The 16,587-nt window shown below is 63.9% G+C and carries 16 protein-coding genes, 1 pseudogene and 1 other annotated feature; of the genes and pseudogenes, 8 read left to right on the forward strand and 9 right to left on the reverse strand.

Annotated features, from left to right (window positions below):
* Positions 1–691: pseudogene (locus ACW4E8_RS38060) on the reverse strand (IS3 family transposase); the annotation flags it as partial.
* Positions 297–413: a sequence feature (AL1L pseudoknot), on the reverse strand. (Overlaps the previous pseudogene by 117 nt.)
* On the opposite strand from ACW4E8_RS38060, the gene ACW4E8_RS38065 reads away from it, so the two are divergent.
* From ACW4E8_RS38065 to ACW4E8_RS38090, 6 genes are all read left to right on the forward strand, one after another.
* Positions 580–840, forward strand: coding sequence for a T6SS immunity protein Tli4 family protein (locus ACW4E8_RS38065; RefSeq protein ID WP_456809191.1), 261 nt, complete (start codon positions 580–582; stop codon positions 838–840). The pseudogene ACW4E8_RS38060 and the gene ACW4E8_RS38065 overlap by 112 nt on opposite strands.
* Before the next feature lie 183 nt (positions 841–1,023).
* Positions 1,024–1,920, forward strand: a complete 897-nt coding sequence (locus ACW4E8_RS38070) for a T6SS immunity protein Tli4 family protein (RefSeq protein ID WP_456809192.1) — start codon at positions 1,024–1,026, stop codon at positions 1,918–1,920.
* A 267-nt stretch (positions 1,921–2,187) separates the two neighbouring features.
* Positions 2,188–3,132, forward strand: coding sequence for a LysR family transcriptional regulator (locus ACW4E8_RS38075; RefSeq protein ID WP_456809193.1), 945 nt, complete (start codon positions 2,188–2,190; stop codon positions 3,130–3,132).
* The gene (locus ACW4E8_RS38080) at positions 3,119–4,024 is read left to right on the forward strand and encodes a LysR family transcriptional regulator (RefSeq protein WP_456809194.1); all 906 of its coding nucleotides are present in this window, start codon (positions 3,119–3,121) and stop codon (positions 4,022–4,024) included. The genes ACW4E8_RS38075 and ACW4E8_RS38080 overlap by 14 nt, the downstream gene beginning before the upstream one ends.
* Positions 4,025–4,282: 258 nt before the next feature.
* Positions 4,283–5,542, forward strand: a complete 1,260-nt coding sequence (locus ACW4E8_RS38085) for an aminotransferase class I/II-fold pyridoxal phosphate-dependent enzyme (protein ID WP_456809195.1) — start codon at positions 4,283–4,285, stop codon at positions 5,540–5,542.
* A 47-nt stretch (positions 5,543–5,589) separates the two neighbouring features.
* The gene (locus ACW4E8_RS38090; protein ID WP_456809196.1) at positions 5,590–6,957 is read left to right on the forward strand and encodes an MmgE/PrpD family protein; all 1,368 of its coding nucleotides are present in this window, start codon (positions 5,590–5,592) and stop codon (positions 6,955–6,957) included.
* Between the two features lie 139 nt (positions 6,958–7,096).
* Here the strand turns inward: ACW4E8_RS38090 and ACW4E8_RS38095 are convergent, their stop codons facing one another.
* The 3 genes from ACW4E8_RS38095 to ACW4E8_RS38105 are packed head-to-tail and all read right to left on the reverse strand — an operon-like array spanning position 7,097 to position 9,744.
* Positions 7,097–8,575 (reverse strand): aldehyde dehydrogenase, encoded by a 1,479-nt coding sequence (locus tag ACW4E8_RS38095; RefSeq protein ID WP_456809197.1) that lies wholly within the window; start codon positions 8,573–8,575, stop codon positions 7,097–7,099.
* 46 nt (positions 8,576–8,621) lie between these two features.
* Entirely contained in the window at positions 8,622–9,221 is a 600-nt protein-coding gene (locus ACW4E8_RS38100) for a thiamine pyrophosphate-dependent enzyme (RefSeq protein ID WP_456809198.1), read from the reverse strand.
* Positions 9,222–9,228: 7 nt separating this feature from the next.
* Positions 9,229–9,744, reverse strand: a complete 516-nt coding sequence (locus ACW4E8_RS38105) for a thiamine pyrophosphate-binding protein (protein WP_400316284.1) — start codon at positions 9,742–9,744, stop codon at positions 9,229–9,231.
* 269 nt (positions 9,745–10,013) lie between these two features.
* Between ACW4E8_RS38105 and ACW4E8_RS38110 the strand changes: the two genes are divergently transcribed.
* Complete coding sequence (locus tag ACW4E8_RS38110) at positions 10,014–10,811, forward strand: NAD(P)H-dependent oxidoreductase (RefSeq protein WP_456809199.1); 798 nt, start codon at positions 10,014–10,016, stop codon at positions 10,809–10,811.
* Between the two features lie 27 nt (positions 10,812–10,838).
* Positions 10,839–11,294, forward strand: a complete 456-nt coding sequence (locus ACW4E8_RS38115) for a VOC family protein (RefSeq protein ID WP_456809200.1) — start codon at positions 10,839–10,841, stop codon at positions 11,292–11,294.
* 157 nt (positions 11,295–11,451) lie between these two features.
* Here the strand turns inward: ACW4E8_RS38115 and ACW4E8_RS38120 are convergent, their stop codons facing one another.
* The 5 genes from ACW4E8_RS38120 to ACW4E8_RS38140 are packed head-to-tail and all read right to left on the reverse strand — an operon-like array spanning position 11,452 to position 16,498.
* Positions 11,452–12,660, reverse strand: coding sequence for an NAD(P)/FAD-dependent oxidoreductase (locus ACW4E8_RS38120; protein WP_456809201.1), 1,209 nt, complete (start codon positions 12,658–12,660; stop codon positions 11,452–11,454).
* Entirely contained in the window at positions 12,653–13,396 is a 744-nt protein-coding gene (locus ACW4E8_RS38125) for an ABC transporter ATP-binding protein (RefSeq protein ID WP_456809227.1), read from the reverse strand. Before ACW4E8_RS38125 ends, ACW4E8_RS38120 begins: the two co-directional genes overlap by 8 nt.
* Positions 13,396–14,232: an ABC transporter ATP-binding protein gene (locus tag ACW4E8_RS38130; RefSeq protein WP_456809202.1), complete on the reverse strand. Its 837-nt coding sequence runs from the start codon at positions 14,230–14,232 to the stop codon at positions 13,396–13,398. Before ACW4E8_RS38130 ends, ACW4E8_RS38125 begins: the two co-directional genes overlap by 1 nt.
* Positions 14,229–15,572 (reverse strand): high-affinity branched-chain amino acid ABC transporter permease LivM, encoded by a 1,344-nt coding sequence (gene livM, locus ACW4E8_RS38135; protein ID WP_456809203.1) that lies wholly within the window; start codon positions 15,570–15,572, stop codon positions 14,229–14,231. The genes ACW4E8_RS38130 and livM overlap by 4 nt, the downstream gene beginning before the upstream one ends.
* Positions 15,572–16,498, reverse strand: a complete 927-nt coding sequence (locus ACW4E8_RS38140) for a branched-chain amino acid ABC transporter permease (protein ID WP_456809204.1) — start codon at positions 16,496–16,498, stop codon at positions 15,572–15,574. The genes livM and ACW4E8_RS38140 overlap by 1 nt, the downstream gene beginning before the upstream one ends.
* Positions 16,499–16,587 lie beyond the last annotated feature (89 nt).

Below are 16,587 nucleotides of genomic sequence, written 5' to 3' on the forward strand. Positions count from 1 at the left end.
TGACGGTTGACCAGGTCCGGCGGGCGCGCCGCTCTCGCATCTGGAGTCGTCGTGCGAACCCGCTTGCCGCGAATCACGCCGCGCAAACTCTGCTGCTTCATCAGCCTCTCGACCGTACAGCGTGCCACGGCAATGCCTTGCCGGTTCATCTGCTTCCAAACCTTGTCGGCCCCGTAGACCTGCATGTTGGCCTGCCAGACTCGCTTGATCTCGGGCCGAAGCCACTCATCGCGTTTGGCTCGCGCAGAGCGCCGCGACGGATCGCGAAGCTGCGCAGCATGGCGCCGGTAGCCCGACGGGGCAATCTGCAAGACCTTGCAGATCGGCTCGACCCCGAAGGCGTCGCGATGCTGATCGACAAAGGCCTTCAGGACTTCAAACGGCGGTCGAGCTCCGCCTGGGCGAAAAATGCGCTCGCCAGCTTCAGGATCTCGTTGGCACGGCGCAACTCCTTCACCTCGCGCTCCAACGCCTTGAGGCGTTCACGCTCCGACGTGGTCACGCCATCGCGCTCGCCGCTCTCGACTTGCTCTTGCTTGACCCACCCCAACAGCGTCTGGCTTGTGCATCCAATCATCGGTGCGATGGATTCGACCGCCGCCCACAGGGACGGATGCTCACTGCGCTGCTCCTGCACCAGACGTACGGCCCGCTCTCGGACCTCGGGGGAAAACTTGGTTTGCTTGCTCATGGGCTCCATTCTCTCAAGAATTGGAGCCTCCACTAAACCCGGGGCGATTCAATCTGACTAATAGAGAGTCTTTTGCCAGCGACGAAGAGGCGTTGGAATTGTGGGATTCTGTCGTCGGATCACTGCGTCTGCGTCCGGGTGCCGTATGAGTACATTCCCTCGCCGGCATATGCTTTGGATGTTAGCCTCTGCCTCAGTTGCATTGCTGACGTCAGGTCGTTCATTTGCCAAGCCACGCGCACCTTCAGTGGGCGACGCCATGCGCTTCCTTCGCCAAGAGATATTTCCGTCGCCCCACCAGCGGCGTGATGAATTGCTCAGGGGAAGTCGGCATGAATGAAGGATGGCGAACACGGGCCATTGGCAGGCATCTGGTCGACCTGCCGGGAGATGCACGGACTATCGAAAGTTATACCTACAACAAGGTAAGGATCGTGCCACTGCCCGAGGTGGGCACGCGGCAAAATTTCGAGAACTTAGTTGCCCGAAGGGAACAGGAACTCCGAATCGCGAAACACCCCACGCGGGGCAGCTTGTTTATTGAGCGGATAGCGCATGCAAACGGATCGGTGACACTAATCTCATGGCTTGACCTCAGCATCGATTACTATCATTTCGACACCTACTTTCGCGCGGGATCACGAACGCTGAAGTATTCAGGGGACGTGTCAACGGACCGCAAAATGTCAGCACTTTCTGTCCGCGAAGAATTGTCGCTCGAGTGGCGCCAGATCCCGCCGCGCGAAATGCCTGTTGGCATCGGCTTTGTCGTCGATGACGCAGTTCTAGTAGATAAGGATCTGAACCTCGAAAGCTGGCGCATGGTCATTCAATTGTCCGGCAAGCCCGATGTGTCGTTCACCATCACTTCCTACACGCAACGCAATGTGGAACCAGGCTTGCGGGATAGAGCGGGTGGCGTTCTCTCGGCGTTGCTCGGCACCGTAGCCGGCGTTGCTCAGCTCCGAAACCACCAACGGCCGGTCGGACCGATTCAGGCGGACGAGATCCTAGTGGCAGGCACGCAAGAAGGCAAACGGACCTACGGCTTCAAGTGGGAGGCGCCGGGCAAGGCCGATTCCCTTGCCGAGCCCAATCTAAACGTGTCGCTCCAGGTTGGCGAAAGCGCCTATCTGACTAACAATGAGTCATTTTCCAGCGACGAAGAAGCGCTTGATTTGTGGGATGCTGTCGTCAGCTCACTGCGTCTGCGTCCGGGGGCTGTATGAGTACATGGTCTCGTCGTCATGTCCTTTGGACGCTTACGAGCCCATATCGCCATGGCCCAGAACTGGTAAAGAACGCTAATGACTGCTGCTGCGTTGCGGCCTGGACTCAACGCTAGCCCGCTCAGCGCAGGTTCAGCAGTTTGCCCCCGTTTTGGCGCGGTCTCCTACGCACCTGGGGGGCGCCAATGCGCCAACTATTTGAGATAGAATCAGCTCCAGTCCCATTCCATAAACTGATCAGACGATCAGCATGACGCGGAGCGGCAGGTGACCACATTCAAGCAATTGGAGGCATTCGTCGCCATCAGCGAGATGGGATCGTTCGACGCCGCCGCCGAGAAGCTGGACATCGCCCAGTCGGCGGTGTCCCGGCATATCAAGGAGTTTGAGACCAGTTTCGGCTACCCGCTGTTCGACCGTTCGGGCCGCACGGCCAGGCTGACGCTGGAGGGGGCCGAGGTCCTTGCCCGTGCGCGCGACGTGCTGAAGAAACGCAACGTCCTGCTCGACCAGTTCGTGCGCAAGGATGCACTGGTACGCAAGTTGCGGCTCGGCGTTACCGAGCTGACCGCACTCACCTGGCTGCCCTCGTTCGTAGATGCGATCCGCTCGCAGTTCCCCCAGGTCGTGGTCGAACTGGAAGTCGAGCACAGTGTCCCGCTGCATGGCCGCCTGCGTACCGGCCAGCTTGACCTGATCGTCGTGCCGAACGCATTCGACCTGACCGGACTGTTGCGCACCCGGCTGGGGGAAGTCAGGAACTCCTGGTTCTGCAGCCCGACCCTCGACCTGCCCCATACCCGCATGAAAGTAGCAGAGCTCAGCAAGTACCCGCTGCTGATGCAGGGGCCGCAATCCGGCGCCGGCGTGCTGATGCGAAACTGGTTTGCCAGGAACGGCCTGACACCGAGGAACACTTTGCTGAGCAACAGCATTGCCGCGCTGGGCGGTATTGCCGTGTCCGGGCTCGGCGTGGTCTACCTGCCGGTGGTCGTGTCGCGCGGGCTGGTGAACAAGGGCTTGCTGCGCGAAGTCCAAGCCACCCCCGTCCTGCCGCCCATCCGCTATGTGGCGTTACTGCGTGCCGACTCGGCCACGCCCTTCCATCGCACCATCGCCGCGCTGGCTCAACAGACCTGTGACTTCGAGCGGCCTTACGAGCAAAGCATGGAAGCCGCCATGCACGGAGCCTTGCGCGATGCTGACGATTAAGCAGATCGAGGCGTTCTACTGGGTAGCAAAGCTCGGCACGGTGCAACGTGCCGCCGACAAGCTGCACGTGACCCAGTCCGCCGCCACCAAGCGCTTGCAGGAAGTGGAGCGGCTGTCCGCCTCGCCGCTGTTCGAACAGGCCGGGCGCAAGGCCACGCTCACTGCCAGGGGCCACGAGATGATGCTGCTCTGCGCCGACCTGCTGGAAAGCGTGGCGCACCTCGAGGAGATCCAGGCATCGACACGCAATATCCCGCGCGTCGTGCACGTCGGGGTCACGGAGCTGGTCGCCATGTCGTGGTTTCCTGCGCTGGTGCGCAAGGTCAGGGCGGTCTATCCACAACTGACCCTGCAACCGCATATCGACCACTCCGCGGTGCTGCGCGACAAGATCATCGACGGGCAGCTCGACGTGGCCATCCTGCCCGAAGCCTTTGTCACGCGCTCGGCAGCCAGGGTCAATCTTGATCTGGTCGAATTCGCCTGGTTCAGCCCGCCCGGAACGTTCAATCGCGGAGAAGTGGTTCCGCTGCAGCAGCTCGCGACCTTGCCGGTCATCGAACAGGACCGGACCTCGATCATCACCGCGCTGTGCGCGCGGCTGTTCGAGCAGGTTGGCGTCGAGCCGACCCGGCTCGGCGGCAGCCGCAGCATCATCACGCTGGCCGGCCTGATCGAAGCCGGCATCGGCGTCAGTTGCCTGCCACGCGAGTTCTTCACCAATGAAGTCGCGCAGGGCCGCCTGCAGATCGTAGAGACCCACCCGCCCGCCCCCGCCGTTCGCTATTGCGCCATCTATCCCGAACAGGCCGCCCTTGGCCTCGCGGTGGCGGAGCTGGCGCGCGAGTGCTGCGACTTCTCCCGGATGCGCGCGCCTGCATCGCTAGGCTAGTTCCCGTGCCCCGGAAAGCCGCATGCCGCCTGCCCTGGCGGGTGGCCTCCCTGCGCACGAAAACCATCTCACATGGGAATGGAAAACCATCCAAATAAATCGCTTTCGCGAAGCCATTCAAGCGCCCATGATGGGTTCAGAACGGCCGAAGGCTGAGGATGAACCTGGCCGCGCGAGAGCGCTGCCGCCCGGAGCGAGACGACGATGCCAGCGAACTGGCCACGCAAAATTGATGAAGAGTTGAAGGCGGCGAACGGTGTGCCTGGCCTTGAAACCTGCCTGCTTGAATACCGCGCACTGCACGACAGACAGCTGAAGCTCAACCTGGCACGGGGCGTGCCATCCGCCGAACAGCTTGCGCTGTCAGAAGCACTGCTGGCACTGCCCGGCCCCGGCGACTTCCGCACCGAGGAAGGTACGGATTGCCGCAACTACATGGGCCAGCAGGGCATCCCGGAAGCGCGCAGGCTGTTCGCCGGCGTACTGGGCGTGCCGCCGGAGAACACCGTGGTGGAAGGCAACTCCAGCCTGGCGCTGATGCATGACTGCCTGGCGTATGCGTGCCGCAATGGCGTGCCCGATGGTGACGGCCCGTGGCAGAACGTGGCGGGAGGCATCGCCTTCCTGTGCCCCGTGCCGGGCTATGACCGGCATTTCAAGCTGTGCGAGGCCTTTGGCATCCGGATGATCCCGGTGCCGCTGCGCGACGACGGTCCCGATATGGAAGTCGTGCGTACGCTGGTGACGCAGGACCGGTCGATCCGCGGCATCTGGTGTGTGCCGAAGTACAGCAACCCGACCGGCACCGTGTACGCCGACGAGGTCGTCCGGGCGCTGGCTGCGATGCCAACGGCCGCGCCGGATTTCCGCATCTTCTGGGACAACGCCTACGCGCTGCACCACCTGGGCGACCAGGAAACGGAGATTGCCAACCTCGCGGAGCTCTGCGTGACGCATGGCCATGCCAACCGTGCGCTGGTCTTTGCCTCGACCTCCAAGATCACCTTTGCCGGCGCCGGCCTCGCCCTGCTGGGCAGCTCGAGCCAGAACATCGCGTGGTATCTCAGGCATGCAGCGTTCCGCAGCGTCGGGCCGGACAAGCTCAACCAGCTCCGCCATGTGCGGTTTCTCCGGGACGAGGCAGGGCTGAAGGCCTTGATGCGCCAGCATCGCGCGATCCTCGCGCCGCGCTTCGCGCGCGTGACCGAGACCTTCAGGCAATACCTGGGCGGGCTCGCGCAGGTGTCGTGGACCGAGCCCGCCGGCGGCTACTTCATCACGCTGGATGTGGTACCCGGCACCGCACGCCGGGTTGTCGACCTTTGCCGCAACGCCGGCGTGATCCTTACCGATGCCGGCGCGCCCTTTCCTGGCGGGATCGACCCCGATGACCGCACGCTGCGCATTGCCCCGTCATCGCCCAGCCTGGAGCAGGTCGGCGCAGCGGCCGAGGCGATTGCGATCTGCACCAGACTGGCCGCTGCAGAGACCGTCCACGGCGAGGTGGTGCTGGTCTGAAGCCGGCGGCATATCAATCCGCCTCACAACAAGCAAGAGGAAGACAGATGAGTGAAACACAAAGCGCCGTGCTGGCGCGTTTTGCAGCGACGCTGCAGTATGAGGACATCCCGGCTGAAGTCGTCGAGCGCGCCAAGAACCTGTACGCCGACTGGGTCGGCTCCGCGCTGGCAGGCAAAGGCGGCAGGCCGGTCGAAGCGCTGGCCGCCTTTGCGCGACGGATGGCGCCGGCATCGGGCCCCTGCGAGGTCCTGATCTCGCGCGAGCGCACCACGCCCTACTTTGCCACCTTCATCAATGGCGCCAGCTCCCACTACGCCGAGCAGGATGACGTGCACAACGGCTCGGTCTTCCATCCGGCGGCCGTGGTCTTTCCTGCTGTGCTTGCGGTCGCACAGGAAGCGGGCGCCAGCGGCAAGGACTTCATCACGGCCGCCATCGTGGGCTACGAAGTCGGGATCCGCGTCGGCGAGTTCCTCGGGCGCTCGCACTATCGCGTGTTCCATACCACCGGCACTGCCGGCACACTTGCAGCCGCCGCGGCGGCCGGGCGCCTGCTGGGGCTGACGCCGGCGCAGATGCTGGACGCCTTCGGCTCGGCCGGTACGCAGGCAGCGGGCCTGTGGGAATTCCTCGCCGACGCCGCCGATTCCAAGCAACTCCATACGGCCAAGGCAGCCGCCGACGGCATGATGTCCGCCTTCCTTGCCAGGGACGGCTTCCAGGGCGCAAAGCGTATCCTGGAAGGGCCGCGCGGCATGGCTGCCGGCATGTCCACCGATGCCGATGCCGCGAAGCTGGTCGACGGCCTCGGCTCACGCTGGACCGTGGCCGAGACGTCCTTCAAATACCATGCCTCGTGCCGTCACACGCACCCCGCGGCGGATGCGCTGGCGCGGGTGATGGCAGACAACCAGATTCAGCCGGCCAATATCCGCGAGGTGGTGACTCACGTCCACCAGGGCGCGATCGATGTGCTGGGACCCGTGGTGAACCCGGTCACCGTGCACCAGGCGAAGTTCTCGATGGGCACGGTACTCGGGCTGGTTGCCGAACGCGGCAGTGCCAGCGTCCGTGACTTCGAGTCGCACTTCCAGGATGCCGCGGTGGTCGCGTTCCGCGACAAGGTCTCGATGCAACTCGATGAGGAAGTGGATAGTGCCTACCCCCGCCGCTGGATCGGCAAGGTCAGCGTGACCACGGAAGACGGCAAGTCTTTCTCCGGGCGTGTCGACGAGCCCAAGGGCGATCCGGGCAACACGCTGTCAAGGGAGGAGATCCAGGACAAGTTCGCGCGCCTGGCCGACTTCTCCGCCTCCGCCAGCGCCGAGGAGATCCATGCCTTCTTCAGGGAAGTCTGGCAACTGGAAGCAGCGCCGCGCATCGGCGCGATCCTTCCGGACGCTGCCAGCTAGGACATTCGCCTGCTGTCTCCTGCCGACTTTGGGTTCCCTCGACCGGTGTCGAGGGATTTTTTTCGCTATGCAACACCCGGCAGCTTACTGATGGGGCGGGACGCGGAGCACCACGCCCCGCGCCCGGCCATTTCCCGCGTCAGCGGATGATGAACGGGTTGTCCACCGTCGCGCCGGCGGCAATCCATACGCTCTTGGTCTGCAGGTATTCGTCGATGGCCTCGATGCCGCTTTCCCGGCCGATGCCGCTCTGCTTGTAGCCGCCGAACGGCGACATGAAGCTGACCGCGCGATAGGTATTGACCCAGACCATGCCGGATTCGATCGCTTCCGACAGCGCGAACGCACGCTGGATGTTCTGGGTCCAGACGCCGGCACCGAGGCCGTAGATGCTGTCGTTCGCGATGCGGATGGCGTCATCCTGCGTATCGAACGGAATCGCTGACAGCACCGGGCCGAAGATTTCTTCCTGCGCGATCCGCATGCTGTTGTCGACATCGGCAAAGATGGTCGGCTCGACAAACCAGCCGTCGTCGATGCCGCTGCCGCTTGCGCGCTTGCCGCCGCACAGCGGTACGGCGCCTTCGGCCTTGCCGATCTCGATGTAGTCGAGCACCTTGGCCAGTTGTACTTCCGTCGTTACCGGACCGACCTGGGTATCCGGCTGCATCGGATTGCCGAGCCGGGCGGTGGTCGCGCGCTCCACCAGGCGCTCGAGGAAGCGCTTGTAGATCGAGCGCTGCACCAGCAGGCGCGAGCCGGCGATGCAGGTCTGGCCGCTGGCGGCGAAGATCCCGGACAGCACGCCGTTGATGGCCTGGTCGAAGTCGGCGTCCTCGAACACGATGTTCGGGCTCTTGCCGCCAAGTTCCAGCGATACCTTCTTCAGGCTGGCCGCGGCGGTCTGGTAGATCAGCTTGCCGTTCGCGTCCGATCCGGTGAACGCAATCTTGCTGACCTTGGGATGGGTCACCAGGCGCTGGCCGACTTCAGCCCCGAAACCGGTGACCACATTGACCACGCCCGGCGGAAAGCCCGCTTCGCCGAACAGCCGCGCCAACGCCAGCGTCGACACCGAGGTGTGCTCTGAAGGCTTGATCACCACCGTATTGCCGGCGGCGAGCAGCGGTGCGAGCTTCCACGTCAGCAACAGCAGCGGCGAGTTCCACGGCGTGATGGCGACAATGACGCCCAGCGGCTCGCGCCGGGTGAAGTTGAAGTAGCCCTTCTTGTCCAGCGGGATCACCGCGCCCTGGATCTTGTCGGCCAGCCCGCCGAAGTAGCGGAACCACTCCGGGATGTAGCGGGTCTGGGCGTGCATCTCCGCGAACAGCTTGCCATTGTCGCGGGTCTCGAGTTCGGCCAGGTGCTGCGCGTCGCGCTCGATCAGGTCGGCCACCCGGGCCAGCAGCTTGCCTCGCTGCGTCGGCGTCAGGCCAGCCCATGCGGGATTGCGGAACGCAGCGTGGGCGGCGTCGACGGCCGCGTCCGCATCCTCCGCTGTGCCCCGCGCGATCTGCGCCCAAGGCTGGCCGTCGAACGGGTTCTTGCTGTCGACGTAGCCGTTGCCAGTGGGCTTCACCCACTCGCCACCGATGTAATGGTTGTAAGCTTGCATGTCGGTCCTGTCGCTTTCCCCTTGCAGGAAGGGGGATCGAGTGGGCTTACTTGTGGGCGTCGCTGCCGAGCAGCGCTTCGCGGAAGCGGCTGCGCAGGAAGGGGCCGTCGCGCGGGGGCAGCACAGCGGGCACCGGCTCGGTGGTCACCTTCACCGTGGCCAGCAGCAGGCCTTCGGTGCTGAACAGTTCCTCGGCCAGCACCGCCAGTTCCTGCTCCGTGCGCACCGTGCGCGCGTTGTCAAAGCCCACCGCCCTGGCCACACCCGTGATGTCGACACCGCGCCCGGCGTGCGCCGGCTGCATCCCGGTCTCCGCATAGTGCTCGTTGTCGATCACGATCACCGCCAGGTTCCGCGGCTTGTCCACCGCGGCCGTGGCCAGCGAGCCGATCCCCATCATCATCTCGCCGTCGCCGGTAACCACCACCACGCGACGCTCCGGTTGCGCCCGCGCGATGCCCAGGCCCACCATCACCGAGCCACCCATTGCGCCCCACAGGTAGAAGTTGCCGGCGCAGTCGCCGGTCGAGGCCACGTCGTAGGTGGGGTTGCCCAGGCTCGTCACCACCAGGGCATCGCCCCGGTGCTTCAGGATCCGGGCAATCGCCGTGCGGCGATTCAGAACAGCCTTTTGCGCTTCACTCATCTCAGTCTCACTTATTGAAGTTCTTGGCACCGATCACACGCTGGGCGATCAGCACCGCCGCCAGCCGGCCGGTCTGGTAGGCAAAGCGGGCCGTGGCGCCCACCGTCTTCGCCACCTCCTCGGCTTCGTCGGCGCGGTACACGTACGTGCCGGCCGACTCCAGCGCCTCCTGCGTGGACTTGCCCATCGCCACCTGCCAGGGATTGAACTCGCTCCACTCGCCGCGCATCGTCACGATGGCGAAGAACGGCATGCGGCATTCGTGCTGCAGCGACAGCATGTTGATGCAGTTGCCCACGCCACTGGACTGCATCAGCAGCACGGCGCGCTCGCCGCCCAGCCAGGCGCCGCCGACCATGGCCACGCCTTCTTCCTCCGTGGTCAGCGACACCGTGCTGATCTCGGGATCGGCTTCGCACAGCCGGATCAGTTCGCTGTGCCCGGCGTCCGGGACGTAGCAGACCTGGCGGACGTTCGCCGCCTTCAACTCTTGGTAAATCTCGCGTGGCCAGTTCGCCGACATCGTCTTCTCGCTCCAGGTGGCAGCGCCTTCGCGCCGCCAGGTTCATCGTCGGCCATCGGCCGCTCTGAGCGAATCATGGAACAAGGAAGAACGTCGCGAAAGTGATTTAATTGAATGATTAACTATTCCGATACCTGATCTATCTGTCGCCATGCAGGCCTCGATGCCTATGCCAAAATCCGCACGTTCCGGCCCTGATGCGTGCAAGACAGGGATGGCCTTTGCGCGGAGAATCCGCCAGCATCGAGCACTCCTTGGACGACACCGATATGAACGTTCTGATTGTTTTCGCACACCCCGAACCGAACTCGTTCAGCGCCGCGCTGAAGGACACCGCCGTGCAGACGCTGACAGAGCTGGGCCACCAGGTCACCGTCAGCGACCTGTACCAGATGGGCTGGTCGCCCACGCTTGGCGAAGCGGACTTCCCGCAAGCGCGCGCCGACGCGGACTACCTGGACCTGTCGCGCGAACAGGAACATGCGTTTGCCCACCGCACCCACAGCGCCGACGTGCACACCGAGCAGGAGAAGGTCAAGGCGGCAGACCTGGTGCTGTTTCATTTCCCGGTGTGGTGGTTCTCGATGCCGGCCATGCTGAAGGGCTGGGTCGACCGCGTGTTCAGCCGCGGCTTCGCATATTCCACCGGCCGCAAGTACGAGTCGGGGCACTTCAAGGGCAAGCGCGCCATGATCTGCCTCACCACGGGAACGGCCTCGACGCTGTATGAGCCGAATGGCATCGATGGCGACCTGCACCACGTGCTTTGGCCTATCCACAACGGCATCCTCGGCTACACCGGCTTCACGGTGTTGCCGCCCTTCGCGGCCTGGATGCCGGCACGGGTCACGGATGAAGACCGTGACGCCTACCTGGAAGCCTACGCCGCCCGGCTGAAGTCTCTCGACGACACCGAGCCGCTGTTCTTCCATCCCTGGAGCGACTACGACGAAACCCAGCGCCTGAAGCCCGGCGTGGCGGCGCGCTCGGGCGTGCAATGGAATCCGCGCGCCGGCCAGAGCTTCGAGGACTCGGCGCAGGCGTACGCCCAGCAAGAGAGCAACTGAGCGACCAGCGGAGATTCGAATACCGTCATGACGAAAACCGATCTGTTCCAGACCCTGCATCATGTCTGCGTCGTTGTACGCGATATGGAAAAGTCCGTCGCCTACTACGAGTCCATTGGCGTCGGCCCCTGGCACCCATTTCCCTCGCTTGAGGCATTCCGGGGCGAGCTCGACGTGCCCGATGCCGATGCCTTCGTCAGGCTGCACTACCGCTACGCGAGCCTCGGCAACGTCCAGCTTCAGTTGTGCGCGCCGCCGGCCGGAAGTACGCCACAGCGGGAATTCCTGGACACGCGTGGCGAAGGCGTGTTCCATCTCGGCTTCACCGTACCGGACTGCGACCAGGCGGAAGCCGAGGCATCGGCTCTGGGGCTGGCGATCAGGATGCGTGGGCGCTTGCCAAACCGCAGTGGTTTCACCTACTTCGACACGGCGGACAAAGGCGCCGGCGTGACGCTGGAGATCCGGGCAAGCAAGGCCTAGCGCCCGTCCAGTCTTACCTGCTCCATCGGGCCCGGCAAACGCTCCAGCGTTGCCGGGCCCGATGGCTTTCACGATCGCAAACCGCACCGGCCACGAAAAAAAAGAGAAACGGCCCTTGAGGCCATTCACCTCAAGGGCCGAATCAGCAAGTCACGACTCAGTACACCACCGACTCCAGCAGCGGCTCCTGCTTGCGAATACGTTGGTATCCCAGCGGCGACACGTCGATGGTCCGATACTGCCCGTGGACGATCCACTCCGCCACCGCCCTGCCCGTGGCCGGCGCGTGCATGACCCCGTGACCGGAAAAACCCGTCGCCAGCAGGAAGTTCCCGATCTCGTCATGCGCGCCGACCACCCCGTTGTGGTCCAGCAGGTTCATCTCGTAATGGCCTGCCCAGGCGCGCAGTAACCGCGTGCTCTCCATCGCCGGAACGCGGTGCGCCAGGTACGGCCACACGATGTCCTCGAACAGGTAGTGATCCGGTTCGAAGTCGCCCTCTGCACGAGGATCCCTGTGCGCTTCCGGAGCAATGCCGGCAATGAGACCATCGCCCTCAGGACGGATCCATATGCCGGAGTTGTCGAACAGCATGGGGAACCCCTCGGTTGGAACCGGTGCCTTGATATGGAAAACGGTGCGCTTGCGCGGCTCGACCGGCAGCGCGATATCCAGCCAGCTCGCCACCTTCCCGCCTGCAGGGCCGGCAGCATTCACACACCAGTCGCAAGGGATGACACTGTCATCGGCAAGCCTGACGCCCGTGACCCTGCCATTGCGCGATTCGATGCCGCTGGCTTCCGCCGTGACGTACTCAACGCCAAGCTTCTTTGCTTCGCGCCGCACGAGCTGGAGCAGCGCCCAGGCATCGAACCAACCTTCGTTGGCGGCGCCATATGTCGCGATGCCGATATCGTCAACGTTGAGCCACGGATAGCGAGCCTTTGCCTGTGCGGGCGTCATGACATCGATGGTTGCGCCGGCTTCGATCTGCGATTGCGCCGTCGCCCGCATGGCATCGGCGCCCTCCTTGGTGCCGAGCAGCAGGTAGCCGCGCTCGTCGAAGCCAATGTCCGCATCATCGCCAAACCACTGCCTGATGTCACGGAACATGCCGGCGCCGAAGAGGCTCATGCCGATGTTGAAGGGACAGCCAAACTGCGTGCGGATGGACGAAGCCGACAGTGCGGTCGAACAATACTGATAAGTGGGATCGCGCTCGATCACCTTGATGGGTCCCGCAAAGCCCTCCTTGCGCAGGAAGAAGGCGGTAAAGCTTCCGATGATGGCGCCGCCGATGATGACGACCGTGGCAGTTCGCTGGTTCATGGTGGGAAAAGAGAGTTGAATCGGTGGATCAGGCAACGGCCGCCACAGCGGGATCGTTGCGGGGCTTTCCGCCTTCGAGGTATGCCGCGCGGACTTCCGGGCTCTGCAGCAGCTCGCGCCCGGTACCGCTCATGACGATGCTGCCCTGCTGAAGCACATAGGCGCGGTGTGCCACGCGCAGTGCCTGGTTGGCGTTCTGCTCGACCAACAGGATCGTCATGCCATGGTCCCGGTTGAGCATCTCGATGATCTCGAAGACCTTCCGGATATAGATCGGCGCAAGACCCAGTGAGGGCTCGTCCATCAGCAGCAGCCGGGGATGGCTCATCAGTGCGCGCGCGATCGCCAGCATCTGTTGCTCGCCGCCCGACAAGGTACCGGCGAGCTGCTGGCTGCGCTCTGACAGGATCGGGAACATGTCGAACATGCGCTGCATGTCGGTACCCCGAGTCGCGGGATCGGCGAACGTCGCGCCCATCAGCAGGTTCTCGGTCACGGTCATGCGAGGGAAGACGCGCCTCCCTTCCGGGGAGATCGCAATGCCGCGCCGGGAAATCTCATGCACACCGAGGCCCTGGAGCGAAGCGCCCTGGAACAGTATGCGGCCGCGGGAAATCCGCGGTGCGCCCAGGATACTGGTCATCAGCGTGGATTTTCCCGCGCCGTTGGCACCAATCAGCGTTACCGTCTCGCCCTCGCGGACAGAGAGCGATACGCCCCTCAGCGCGTGGACGTGCCCGTAGTGGGCATGTACATCTTCAATCTGCAGAATCATGCCGCGGCCTCCGTCTCGGTCAGCATCTCCGCGTCGCTCTCCGGTTCACCCAGATACGCGGCCACCACATTGGGATCGTTCTGTACCTGCTCCGGCGAGCCTTCAGCAATCTTCTTGCCAAAGGACAGCACGTGGATATGGTCGGACACGTTCATGACCACGCTCATATCGTGCTCGATCAGCAGGAGGCTCAGGCCAGTCTCGCGCGCCAGGCGCGTCAGCAGCGCATTGAGTTCCGCCGACTCGCGCGGGTTCAGGCCCGCCGCCGGTTCGTCGAGACAAAGCAGCACCGGGTCCACGCACATCGCGCGCGCAATCTCCACCTTGCGCTGCAAGCCATAGGGCAACCCGCCCGCGGCCGTATCCGCGCAGTCCTCCAGCTTCAGCGCCTGAAGGCTGCGGTAGGCCTTCTCCATCGCCTCTTCCTGCGCGCGCCGGTAACCCGGCAGGCCGAACAGCCCCGCCAGGCTGAAGCGGGACGCCTTCTGCAGTGCGTTGTGCTGGGCCACCACCAGGTTCTCCATCACCGTCATCTTCGGAAACAGGCGGATGTTCTGGAAAGTTCGCACCACGCCGGCCTTGCGCGTCACCTCGTGGCTCGGCAAGGATTCCAGGTGCAGGTCTCCGTGCCGGGGATGCATCATCCGGATTGAGCCGGCAGTGGGCTTGTAGAAACCGGTCAGGCAATTGAACAGTGTCGTCTTGCCGGCGCCATTCGGCCCGATCACCGAGGTGATCTGGCCCTCCCCGACCGTCAGCGACAAGCCTTCGATGGCCTTGATGCCACCAAAGCGCATCTCCAGTCCGTCTACAGTGACTAGTGTTCTTGTCATCGGCCGTTCTCCACTACAGGTGCACCGCTTACCGGAATGGCACGGTCCGTGCCCGCCCGCTTGCGCAGGTATTGCTTGAGCGTCAGCGTCGGCTCCCTGACGGACATCAGGCCGCCCGGCCGCCAGACCATGATCAGGACCATGGCTGCCCCAAACAACAGCATCCGATATTCGGCAAAGTCGCGGCCAAGCTCCGGCAGGAGCACCAGAACCAGCGCGGCCAGCACAACGCCCAGCTGGCTGCCCATGCCGCCCAGGACGACGATGGCGAGCACGGTTGCGCTTTCGCTGAAAGTGAAGCTTTCCGGCGAAATGAAGCCCTGGCGCGCGGCGAAGAATACGCCAGCGAACCCGCCCAGCATCGCCCCCAGCGCGAACGCCGACAGCTTGACGTTGGTGACGTTGATGCCCAGCGCCTTGCAGGCAATTTCGTCTTCCCGCATCGCCTCCCAGGCCCGGCCCACCGGCAGACGGCGCAGGCGAAGGACCAGCACGTTGGTCAGCAGGGCCAGCGCAAAGATCACGTAGTACAGGAAGATCAACCGATGATCGTTGGAATACTCAAGCCCGAATACGCTGGAGAAGGTCGGTGTATCCGCCGACCTGCTGAACGGCAAGCCGAAGAAGGTCGGCCTCGGAATGGAAGACATGCCGTTGGGGCCGCCGGTGAGATCGGTCCAGTTGAGCAGCACCAGCCGGATGATCTCGCCAAAGCCCAGCGTCACGATCGCCAGGTAGTCGCCGCGCAGCCGCAGCGTGGGGTAGCCCAGCAGGATCCCGAAGATCGCGGCGAACAGCCCGGCCAGCGGCAGGCACGCCCAGAACGAGAGCCCGAAGCCGATCGACAGCAGCGCATAGCTGTAGGCGCCAATGGCGTAGAACGCCACGTAGCCAAGATCGAGCAGGCCGGCGAGGCCCACCACGACATTGAGCCCCCAGCCCAGCATCACGTAGATCAGCACTGTGGTCGCAATATCGACCAGATACCGGTTGCCCGAGAAGACGATCGGCAACGCCACGGCGACCCCGAGCGCGACCCAGCCGACCGCCCTGGTGAGCGCCAATGGTTCGCGAAGGCGCGGCAATGCAGGCGTCTTCATGGCCTTGTGCAAGCGCAGGCGGTCAATGGCCAGCATTTGCAGCACGCGTGCGGCAAACACGACGCCCACGGCAATGGCCAGCGCGTCCCAGCGGGTCTGGAGTTGCAGCTTGCCACCCGCGTCCACCGTCGTGATGCCGATCAGCGGGATACCCAGCACGATGCCGATCAGGGCCACGCGTACCGCATCCCCCAGCCGCGCGCGCATGCCGCGGAATCCGAAAACATGAAGTGTGCTCATCAGACTTTCTCCACCTCCGGCCGGCCGAGCAGTCCGCAAGGCCGCACCACCAGCACCAGGATCAGGATGGCAAAGGTGGCAACGTCCTTGTACTCCGCCGAAAAATAGCTGCCCCAGAACGACTCGATCAGGCCGATCAGGAGCCCGCCCAGCATTGCCCCCGGGAGCGATCCGATGCCACCGAGGACCGCCGCGGTAAACGCCTTCACACCGACCAGGAAGCCAATGCTGAAATCGACAACCCCGTAGTACAGCGTCACCATGGTCCCTGAGATGGCCGCCAACCCCGCGCCCAGCATGAAAGTCAGCGAGATCGTGCGGGCGACGTTGATGCCGAGGAAGCCGGTCATGGTCCGGTCCTGCTCACAGGCCCGCTGTTGCCGGCCAAAGGCGGTGCGCGTGATCAGCCATGTGAAACCGCCCATCAGCAGGAACGTCGTCGCTACGATCAGGATCTGCACGTAGGACAGGTAGACCGCGGATTCGCCGGTGCCCGCCACTTCGATGCCGCCGGTAATCACCGGCGCCAGCGCCTTGACGCGTGCGCCCTGGCTTAGCTGGACGAAGTTCTGCAGGAAGATCGAAACGCCGATCGCCGAGATCAGCGGCGCGAGGCGCGACGCGCCACGCAGCGGGCGGTACGCCACCCGCTCTACCGCCCAGCCATAGGCGGACGTGAACAGGATGGTAAGGAACAACACCACGACCAGCGTGAGCGGTACCGAAGTCACGCCAAGCGCAGTCATGAGGGTGAATCCTGAAATGGCGATGAAGGCGCTGATCATGAACACTTCGCCGTGCGCAAAGTTGATCATGCCGATGATGCCGTACACCATGGTATAGCCGATGGCGATGAGACCATAGACGGCACCCAGGGTCGCACCATTGATGAACTGCTGTAATGCGAGATACATGAAAGGCTCCAACAACCGCTATCGCAACCCGTGCAGCGCACCTCAGCGCGCTGCAATCCCATGCACGGTGGCAGTGCCACGCCGTGCGAGGCACTGCCACC

The sequence above is a fragment of the Cupriavidus sp. CP313 genome (genome assembly GCF_054072015.1).

Bases quoted from the DNA above. Each gene is read 5' to 3' on its own strand.
- ACW4E8_RS38070 (WP_456809192.1), top strand. From the start codon at position 1,024: ATGAATGAAGGATGGCGAACACGGGCCATTGGCAGGCATCTGGTCGAC.
- ACW4E8_RS38080 (WP_456809194.1), top strand. From the start codon at position 3,119: ATGCTGACGATTAAGCAGATCGAGGCGTTCTACTGGGTAGCAAAGCTC.
- ACW4E8_RS38090 (WP_456809196.1), top strand. From the start codon at position 5,590: ATGAGTGAAACACAAAGCGCCGTGCTGGCGCGTTTTGCAGCGACGCTG.
- ACW4E8_RS38095 (WP_456809197.1), bottom strand. From the start codon at position 8,575: ATGCAAGCTTACAACCATTACATCGGTGGCGAGTGGGTGAAGCCCACT.
- ACW4E8_RS38100 (WP_456809198.1), bottom strand. From the start codon at position 9,221: ATGAGTGAAGCGCAAAAGGCTGTTCTGAATCGCCGCACGGCGATTGCC.
- ACW4E8_RS38105 (WP_400316284.1), bottom strand. From the start codon at position 9,744: ATGTCGGCGAACTGGCCACGCGAGATTTACCAAGAGTTGAAGGCGGCG.
- ACW4E8_RS38110 (WP_456809199.1), top strand. From the start codon at position 10,014: ATGAACGTTCTGATTGTTTTCGCACACCCCGAACCGAACTCGTTCAGC.
- ACW4E8_RS38115 (WP_456809200.1), top strand. From the start codon at position 10,839: ATGACGAAAACCGATCTGTTCCAGACCCTGCATCATGTCTGCGTCGTT.
- ACW4E8_RS38130 (WP_456809202.1), bottom strand. From the start codon at position 14,232: ATGACAAGAACACTAGTCACTGTAGACGGACTGGAGATGCGCTTTGGT.
- livM (WP_456809203.1), bottom strand. From the start codon at position 15,572: ATGAGCACACTTCATGTTTTCGGATTCCGCGGCATGCGCGCGCGGCTG.